Below are 8545 nucleotides of genomic sequence, written 5' to 3' on the forward strand. Positions count from 1 at the left end.
ATGGGTTTCGCAAAGGCTCAACCCATCCTACGCAGAGCAGCCGGGTTCGCGCTTCACCCGTGGCATCTCGATGCCGTGCTGCTTCACCCGCCGGTACAGCGTCGCCCGCGAAATGCCCAGGGCCTGGGCCGCGGGGCCCGGCTGCCAGCGGTGGCGCACCAGGGCGTCGAGCAGGGCCTGGCGCTCGGGGCTGGCGGGGGCTTCATGGGCCGGCTGGGCGGCGGCGCCGCGCAGTTCCTCGGGCAGGTCTTCCAGGCGGATGCTCTCGCCGGAGCAGATGGCGCAGGCGTAGCGCAGCACGTGGCGCAGCTGGCGTACGTTGCCCGGCCAGCGGTAGCCCAGCAGGCATTCCAGCGCGGCCTCGCCCAGGCCCAGGCGCAGGCCGCAGCGTGACGCTTCCTCGTCGAGGATGCGGTTGAGCAGCGCCAGCTTGTCGCTGCGCTCGCGCAGCGGCGGCAGTTCGAAGCGCGCGCCGCTGAGGCGGAAGTACAGGTCCTCGCGGAATTCCCCGGCGGCCACCAGGGCCGCCAGGTCGCGGTGGCTGGCGCAGATCACCTGGATGTCCACCGCCTGCCGCCGGGCCGCGCCCAGCGGCGCCACCTCGCCTTCGGCCAGCACCCGCAGCAGGCGCGTCTGCAGGGCCAGGGGCATGTCGCCGATCTCGTCGAGGAACAGGGTGCCGCCGTCGGCCTGCTGCAGCAGGCCGCGCATGCCCTTGCGCTCGGCGCCGGTGAAGGCGCCGGCGACGTAGCCGAACAGCTCGCTCTCGATCAGGCTCTCGGGGATGGCCGCGCAGTTCAGTGCGACGAAGGGCTTGTCGCGCCGGGCGCTGGCCTCGTGCAACTGGCGGGCGAAGACTTCCTTGCCGGCGCCGGTCTCGCCGTGGACCAGCACCGGCAGGTTGCGGTCCTTCACCCGCACCGCCAGGCGCAGGCTCTCGGCCACGCGCGGGTCGAGCCGGGTGGCGTCCGTGGCCGGCATGGCCACGCTGACCGCCCGCTTCGGCGCGCTGAGGCGCACGTGCAGGCCGTGCTCGGCGACGTGACGCGGGCTTTCGTCGGCGGCGGCGCGCAGCAGGTCGAGGTCGAAGACTTCGCCGATGTGCTGCGGCAGTTGCCCATAGCGCGCCTGCAGGTAGCGCCGCGCCTCCGGGTTCAGCGCCAGCAGGCGGCCGTCGGCGTCCCAGGCGAACAGGTAGTCCGGCTGGCTGTCGACGTAGCCGGGCGCCGCGTGCGCGCGCAGCACCCACTGGCCGCGGGTGCTGTGCATGAAGAAGGCGTTCTCGATCTGCCGCGCGCTCTGCACCGTCATCTGGCGGATCAGGTGCTGGCTGCGGCGGTCGTCCGGGGATTCCACGGCGGACACGTCGAGCACCCCGAGCAGTTCGCCCCAGGGGTCGAACACCGGCGCCGCCGAGCAGGTCAGGCCGATGAAGGCGGCGCGGAAGTGGTCGCGCTTGTGCACTGTCACCGGCACGCCGTTGGTCAGCACCGCGGCCACCCCGCAGGTGCCCTCCTCGCCTTCCGACCAGCAGGTGCCCAGGTACAGCCCGGCGCGCCGGCAGTCGCCGCGGATGGCGGATTCCACGCGGTAGTCGATGGTGCGGCCCTGGGCGTCGGTGAGCAGCACGCAGTAGTCGGCGTCGCGCACCTGGCCGTGCAGGCGCGAGACCTCCTCGCCGGCGATGCGCAGGAAGCTCTCGGCGCGCTCGCGGCATTCCCTGAGCACGCTCTGGCTGAGGATGCGCGGCCCCTGCAGCGAACCCGGGTCGAGATGGTGCTGTTCCATCGACCGCCGCCAGGAGTCGAGGATCAGATTCGGCACCGGGGCTTCGGGCTGGCGCCCGGCGTGGCGCAACACGCGGCTGACGCAGTCCACGTGGGCTTTCGAGTAGGCAGGCAGCATGGGGCCTCCACGGCTCGTTCCTTGTTCTTGTGCCGGTCATTTAAGCCCCGCACCGCCGGCACCACAAGCGCCGCGGACGGCCGGCCCCCGGGTGAGACGCAGCGTCTCGGCGTCTCGCCGGGGCGCCGTGCAGGTTGACATGGCGCGTCTCACCCCGCGCCCCGCGAAGCGGCCCCGTAAGCGCGGACGGGCCGCTCTGGCACGCGCCATTCCGCCCTGCAGGCCGTTCCCTGGCACCGCCCTTGCTCCAGCCCTGGCGACACCGGGACGCCGTCCCGCACCCCACAACAACAACCAGAGGTGCGTCATGTCCGTTACTGCCCCTTCGCAATTCTCCCTGGCCGGCCGGCTCGCCCTGGTCACCGGCGGTGGCCGCGGCATCGGCCTGGGCATCGCCCGCAGCCTGGCCATGGCCGGCGCCGAACTGGTGATAGCCGACCTCGACCAGGCCCTGGCCGAGGAAGGCGCCGCCCAGGTCCGCGCCCTCGGCGGCCAGGCCCTGGCGCTGACGGTGGACGTCGGCAGCCCGCAGAGCGTGCAGGCCCTGCTCGGCGAGATCGAACGCCAGCGCGGCCGCCTCGACGTGGCGGTGAACAACGCCGGGATCATCAGCATCCACAAGGTCACCGAGCTGAGCGTCGAGGACTGGGACCGGGTGATGAACGTCAACGCCCGCGGCGTGTTCCTCTGCTGCCAGGCGGAACTGGCGCTGATGCGCGCGCAGCGCTTCGGGCGGATCATCAACGTCGCCTCCATCGCCGGCAAGGTCGGCTTCCCGGACCTGGCCCACTACAGCGCCTCGAAGTTCGCCGTGGTCGGCTTCAGCAACGCCCTGGCCAAGGAGGTGGCGCGCGAGGGCATCACCGTCAACGCGCTGTGCCCGGGCATCGTCGGCACCGGCATGTGGCGCGGCGAGCAGGGCCTTTCCGGGCGCTGGGCGCAGCCGGGCGAGAGCGAGGCGCAGTCCTGGGAACGCCACCAGGCCAGCCTGCTGCCCCAGGGCGAGGCGCAGACCGTGGAAGACATGGGCCAGCTCGCCGTGTACCTGGCCTGCGCGCCCCACGTCACCGGCCAGGCCATCGCCGTCGACGGCGGCTTCTCGCTGTGAGCGCGGCCATGCCCCTGCGCGTCGGCATCATCGCCAACCCGGCCTCGGGCCGCGACCTGCGCCGGCTGACCGCCAACGCCGGGCTCTACTCCAGCACCGACAAGGCCGCGGTGGTGCAGCGCCTGCTCGGCGCGTTCGGCGCCACCGGGGTGGACGAAGTGCTGCTGCCGCCGGACATGACCGGCATCGCCGCCGCCGTGCTCAAGGCCAGCGCCGGCCGCCACGCCCGCGACAGCCGCTGGCCGCGCCTGGAGTTCCTCGACATGCCGCTGCGCCAGAGCGTGGAGGACACCCGCCTCGCCGCGCGGATGCTGGCCGCACGGGAGGTCGCCCTGGTGGCCGTGCTCGGCGGCGACGGCACGCACAAGGCGGTGGCCGCCGAGGTCGGCGACATTCCCCTGCTGTGCCTGTCCACCGGCACCAACAACGCCTTCCCGGAACTGCGCGAGGCCACCGGCGCCGGCCTGGCCGGCGGGCTCTACGCCGGCGGGCGCATCCCGGCGGAAATCGCCCTGCGGCGCAACAAGCGCCTGCGGGTGCGGCTGCCGGCGCGGGGCATCGACGAGATCGCCCTGGTGGAAGTCGCGGTCTCCCCGCTGACCTTCACCGGCGCCCGCGCCATCAGCCGCGCCGAGGACCTGGCGGAAATCTACGCCGCCTTCGCCGAGCCTCACGCCATCGGCCTGTCGTCGCTGTGCGGGCTGTGGAACCCGGCGTCGCGGCGATGCCCGCGCGGCAGTTGGCTGCGCCTGGGCCCGCAGGCCGACGAGGCGCTGCTGGCGCCCCTGGCCCCGGGCCTGCTGCAGGCCTGCGGCATCGTCGCCAGCGGCAGCCTGGAACCAGGCGTGCCGCGCCTGCCGCTGCTGAGCGCCGGCACCCTGGCCCTGGACGGCGAACGCGAGATCGAGTTCGCCGCCAGCGACCGCCCCAGCATCACCCTCGAACTCGACGGCCCGCTGAGCATCGACGTCGAGGCCGCCCTGGCCTTCGCCGCCTGCCATCGCCTGCTGGCCGTTCCTGGCAAGCCCGTGAACCACCCTGGAGAACAACAAGATGTCCACGCTATCGACTGAGCAATTGCTCCACGCCTACCGTGTGATGCGCACCATCCGCGCCTTCGAGGAACGCCTGCACGTGGAGTTCGCCACCGGCGAGATCCCCGGCTTCGTGCACCTGTACGCCGGCGAGGAAGCCTCCGCCGCCGGGGTCATGGCGCACCTCGACGACGAGGACTGCATCGCCTCCACCCACCGCGGCCATGGCCACTGCATCGCCAAGGGCGTGGACGTGTACGGGATGATGGCCGAGATCTACGGCAAGAAGACCGGCGTCTGCCAGGGCAAGGGCGGCTCCATGCACATCGCCGACCTGTCCAAGGGCATGCTCGGCGCCAACGGCATCGTCGGCGCCGGCGCGCCCCTGGCGGCGGGCGCGGCGCTGGCCGCCAAGCTCAAGGGCAACCGCTCGGTGGCGGTGGCCTTCTTCGGCGACGGCGGCTCCAACGAAGGCGCGGTGTTCGAGGCGATGAACCTGGCCTCGGTGTGGAACCTGCCGTGCATCTTCGTCGCCGAGAACAACGGCTATGCCGAGGCCACGGCCTCGAACTGGTCGGTGGCCTGCGACCACATCGCCGACCGCGCCGCCGGCTTCGGCATGCCCGGGGTGACGGTGGACGGCTTCGACTTCTTCGCCGTGCACGAGGCCGCCGGCGCCGCCGTGGAGCGCGCCCGCGCCGGCGAAGGGCCGTCGCTGATCGAGGTGAAGCTGACCCGCTACTACGGCCACTTCGAAGGTGACGCCCAGACCTACCGCGCGCCCGACGAGGTCAAGCACTACCGCGAGACGCGCGACTGCCTGATGCAGTTCCGCGAGCGCACCACCCGCGCCGGCCTGCTCCAGGCCGCGGCGCTGGACGCCATCGACACGGAAGTGGAAGCGAGCATCGAGGAAGCCGTGGCGCGCGCCAAGGCCGATCCCAAGCCCTCGCCCGCCGACCTGCTGAGCGACGTGTACGTCGCCTATCCCTGACATTCCCGCGCCGAGCGCTTCCCCGTCACCCCCGCGAACGCGGGGGCCCAGCGACTCGGCCCAGAAGAACAATGAGAGGAGAGCCATCATGGCCAGAAAGATCAGCTACCAGCAGGCCATCAACGAAGCCCTGGCCCAGGAAATGCGCCGCGACCAGACGGTGTTCATCATGGGCGAGGACAATGCCGGCGGCGCCGGCGCACCCGGCGAGGACGACGCCTGGGGCGGCGTGCTCGGCGTCACCAAGGGCCTCTACCACCAGTTCCCCGGCCGCGTGCTGGACACCCCACTATCGGAGATCGGCTACGTCGGCGCCGCGGTGGGCGCCGCAACCCGCGGCCTGCGCCCGGTGTGCGAGCTGATGTTCGTCGACTTCGCCGGCTGCTGCCTGGACCAGATCCTCAACCAGGCCGCCAAGTTCCGCTACATGTTCGGCGGCAAGGCGGTCACCCCGCTGGTGATCCGCACCATGGTCGGCGCCGGCCTGCGCGCCGCCGCCCAGCACTCGCAGATGCTCACCGCGCTGTGGACGCACATCCCCGGGCTGAAGGTGGTCTGCCCGTCCTCGCCTTACGACGCCAAGGGCCTGCTGATCCAGGCCATCCGCGACAACGACCCGGTGATCTTCTGCGAGCACAAGCTGCTCTACTCGATGCAGGGCGAGGTGCCGGAAGAGCTGTACAGCGTGCCGTTCGGCGAAGCCAACTTCCTGCGTGACGGCGACGACGTGACCCTGGTGACCTACGGGCGCATGGTCCACCTGGCCATGGACGCCGCCGCCAGCCTGGCGCGCCAGGGCATCTCCTGCGAGGTGCTGGACCTGCGCACCACCAGCCCGCTGGATGCCGACAGCATACTCGAAAGCGTGGAGAAGACCGGGCGCCTGGTGGTGATCGACGAAGCCAACCCACGCTGCTCGCTGGCCACCGATATTTCCGCATTGGTCGCCGAACAGGCCTTCGACGCCCTCAAGGGGCCGATCCGCCAGGTCACCGCGCCGCACACCCCGGTGCCCTTCTCCGACGCCCTGGAGGACCTGTACATCCCCAGCGCGGCGAAGATCGAGGCCACGGTGCTGGAGCTGGTGCAAGGGAGGAAGGTGGCATGAGCCGGATCCATACCCTGACCATGCCCAAGTGGGGCCTGTCGATGACCGAAGGCCGCATCGACGCCTGGCTCAAGCAGGACGGCGACGCCATCGAGAAAGGCGACGCGGTGCTCGACGTGGAGACCGACAAGATCAGCAGCAGCGTCGAGGCGCCCTTCTCCGGCGTGCTGCGGCGCCAGGTGGCGCGCGAGGACGAGACGCTGCCGGTGGGCGCGCTGCTGGGCGTGGTGGTCGAGGGTGAGGCCAGCGAGGAAGAGATAGACGCGGTGGTGGAGCGCTTCCAGGCCGAATTCGTCCCTGGCGGCGACGGCGAGGCCGACAGCGGCCCGGCGCCGCAGAAGGTCGAGCTGGACGGCCGCGTGCTGCGCTACTTCGAGCGCGGCGAAGGCGGCGTACCGCTGCTGCTGATCCACGGCTTCGGCGGCGACCTCAACAACTGGCTGTTCAACCACGAGGCGCTGGCCGCCGGGCGCCGCGTCATCGCCCTCGACCTGCCGGGCCACGGCGAGTCGGGCAAGGCGCTGCAGCGCGGCGACCTGGACGAGCTGAGCGGCGCGGTGCTGGCCCTGCTCGACCACCTGGACATCGAGCAGGTGCACCTGGCCGGGCACTCCATGGGCGGCGCCGTGGCACTGAACACCGCGCGCCTGGCGCCCCGGCGGGTGCGCTCGCTGAGCCTGCTGGCCAGCGCCGGCCTGGGTGCCGAGATCAACGGCGGCTACCTGCAGGGCTTCGTCGAGGCCGGCAACCGCAATGCCCTCAAGCCACAGCTGGTGCAGCTGTTCTCCGACGCGGCGCTGGTCACCCGGCAGATGCTGGAAGACATGCTCAGGTTCAAGCGCCTGGAAGGCGTGGACGCGGCGCTGCGCCAGCTCACCGGCAAACTGTTCGCCGACGGCCGCCAGCAGGTGGACCTGCGCGGCGTGCTGGAGGCCGGCGGGCACCCGGCGCTGGTGATCTGGGGCGAGGCCGACGCCATCATCCCGGCCAGCCACGCCCAGGGCCTGAACGCCGAGGTCCACGTGCTGCCGGCGCAGGCGCACATGCTGCAGATGGAGGCAGCCGAGGCGGTCAACGCCCTGCTGCTGGACTTCCTCGAACGCCATTGACCGACGAGGGCCCGGCCGCGCGGCCGGGCCCCGGGAGACGACCATGACAATCCCCCCCAACAGCATGCGCGCGGCGGTCTGGCACGGGCGCAACGACATCCGCGTGGAAAGCGTGCCACTGCCCGGCGAGCCGCCGCCCGGCTGGGTGCAGATCCGCGTGCACTGGTGCGGCATCTGCGGCTCGGACCTGCACGAGTACGTCGCAGGCCCGGTGTTCATCCCGGTGGAGGCGCCGCACCCGCTCACCGGCATCAAGGGCCAGTGCATCCTCGGCCACGAGTTCTGCGGCGAGATCGTCAAGCTCGGCGAGGGCGTCGAGGGCTTCGCCGCCGGCGAGGTGGTGGCCGCCGACGCCTGCCAGCACTGCGGCACCTGCTACTACTGCCGCCACGGCCTGTACAACATCTGCGAGAACCTGGCCTTCACCGGGCTGATGAACAACGGCGCCTTCGCCGAATGGGTGAACGTGCCGGCCAACCTGCTGTACAAGCTGCCCGACGGCTTCCCGGCCGAGGCCGGCGCGCTGATCGAGCCGCTGGCGGTGGGCATGCACGCGGTGAAGAAGGCCGGCAGCCTGCTGGGGCGCAACGTGGTGGTGGTCGGCGCCGGCACCATCGGCCTGTGCACCATCATGTGCGCGAAGGCCGCCGGCGCGGCCCAGGTGATCGCCCTGGAGATGTCCTCGGCGCGCAAGGCCAAGGCCCGTGAGGTCGGCGCCAGCCACGTGCTCGACCCCAACGAGTGCGACGTGCTGGCAGAGGTGCGCAAGCTCACCCATGGCCTGGGCGCCGACGTCAGCTTCGAATGCATCGGCAACAAGCACACCGCCAAGCTGGCCATCGACGCCATCCGCAAGGCCGGCACCTGCGTGCTGGTGGGCATCTTCGAGGAGCCCAGCGCGTTCAACTTCTTCGAGCTGGTGGCCACCGAGAAGCAGGTGTTCGGCTCCCTGGCCTACAACGGCGAGTTCGCCGACGTGATCGCCTTCATCGCCGACGGCCGCCTGGACATCGCGCCCCTGGTGACCGGGCGCATCGAGCTGGAGCAGATCGTCGAGAAGGGCTTCGAGGAACTGGTGAACAACAAGGAGCACAACGTGAAGATCATAGTGACGCCACGGGCGGCCTGACCTCCGACCTTGGGCCGCAGGCGACGGCCCGGCCCCGGCGCCAGGCCGGGGCTTTTTTTAGGTTCATCGCGCTTTCCCGGGGAAGGCGGCCTTGATTTTCAGGAAGAAGTAGGCGGAGTCCCTGAAGCCATAGGCCATGCGCTTGATCACCTTGATGC

General features: G+C 71.3%; 7 protein-coding genes and 1 pseudogene. 6 read left to right on the top strand and 2 right to left on the bottom strand.

The annotated features are described in order from the left end of the window. Positions 1 to 27: 27 nt before the first annotated feature. On the bottom strand, positions 28 to 1905 hold the full coding sequence (locus DK254_RS30240; protein ID WP_109936782.1) for a sigma-54-dependent Fis family transcriptional regulator: 1878 nt from the start codon (positions 1903 to 1905) through the stop codon (positions 28 to 30). A gap of 307 nt (positions 1906 to 2212) precedes the next feature. Between DK254_RS30240 and DK254_RS30245 the strand changes: the two genes are divergently transcribed. The 6 genes from DK254_RS30245 (at position 2213) to DK254_RS30270 (ending at position 8387) form a co-directional block, all read left to right on the top strand. Then, the gene (locus tag DK254_RS30245) at positions 2213 to 3013 is read left to right on the top strand and encodes an SDR family NAD(P)-dependent oxidoreductase (RefSeq protein ID WP_109936783.1); all 801 of its coding nucleotides are present in this window, start codon (positions 2213 to 2215) and stop codon (positions 3011 to 3013) included. An 8-nt stretch (positions 3014 to 3021) separates the two neighbouring features. Beyond that, entirely contained in the window at positions 3022 to 4086 is a 1065-nt protein-coding gene (locus tag DK254_RS30250; protein ID WP_371921188.1) for an NAD(+)/NADH kinase, read from the top strand. Next, on the top strand, positions 4067 to 5041 hold the full coding sequence (locus DK254_RS30255) for a thiamine pyrophosphate-dependent dehydrogenase E1 component subunit alpha (RefSeq protein WP_109936785.1): 975 nt from the start codon (positions 4067 to 4069) through the stop codon (positions 5039 to 5041). The genes DK254_RS30250 and DK254_RS30255 overlap by 20 nt, the downstream gene beginning before the upstream one ends. A gap of 88 nt (positions 5042 to 5129) precedes the next feature. Beyond that, positions 5130 to 6149 (top strand): alpha-ketoacid dehydrogenase subunit beta, encoded by a 1020-nt coding sequence (locus DK254_RS30260; RefSeq protein ID WP_109936786.1) that lies wholly within the window; start codon positions 5130 to 5132, stop codon positions 6147 to 6149. Then, positions 6146 to 7258, top strand: coding sequence for an acetoin dehydrogenase dihydrolipoyllysine-residue acetyltransferase subunit (locus DK254_RS30265; RefSeq protein WP_109936787.1), 1113 nt, complete (start codon positions 6146 to 6148; stop codon positions 7256 to 7258). The genes DK254_RS30260 and DK254_RS30265 overlap by 4 nt, the downstream gene beginning before the upstream one ends. A 64-nt stretch (positions 7259 to 7322) precedes the next feature. Then, positions 7323 to 8387 (top strand): 2,3-butanediol dehydrogenase, encoded by a 1065-nt coding sequence (locus DK254_RS30270; RefSeq protein ID WP_256596017.1) that lies wholly within the window; start codon positions 7323 to 7325, stop codon positions 8385 to 8387. Between the two features lie 63 nt (positions 8388 to 8450). Here DK254_RS30270 and DK254_RS35325 read toward each other — a convergent pair. Next, positions 8451 to 8545, bottom strand: a pseudogene (locus tag DK254_RS35325) (ISL3 family transposase); the annotation flags it as partial.

Origin of the sequence: Pseudomonas sp. RW407, from assembly GCF_003176655.1 — a bacterium.
GTDB lineage: Bacteria > Pseudomonadota > Gammaproteobacteria > Pseudomonadales > Pseudomonadaceae > Pseudomonas > Pseudomonas delhiensis.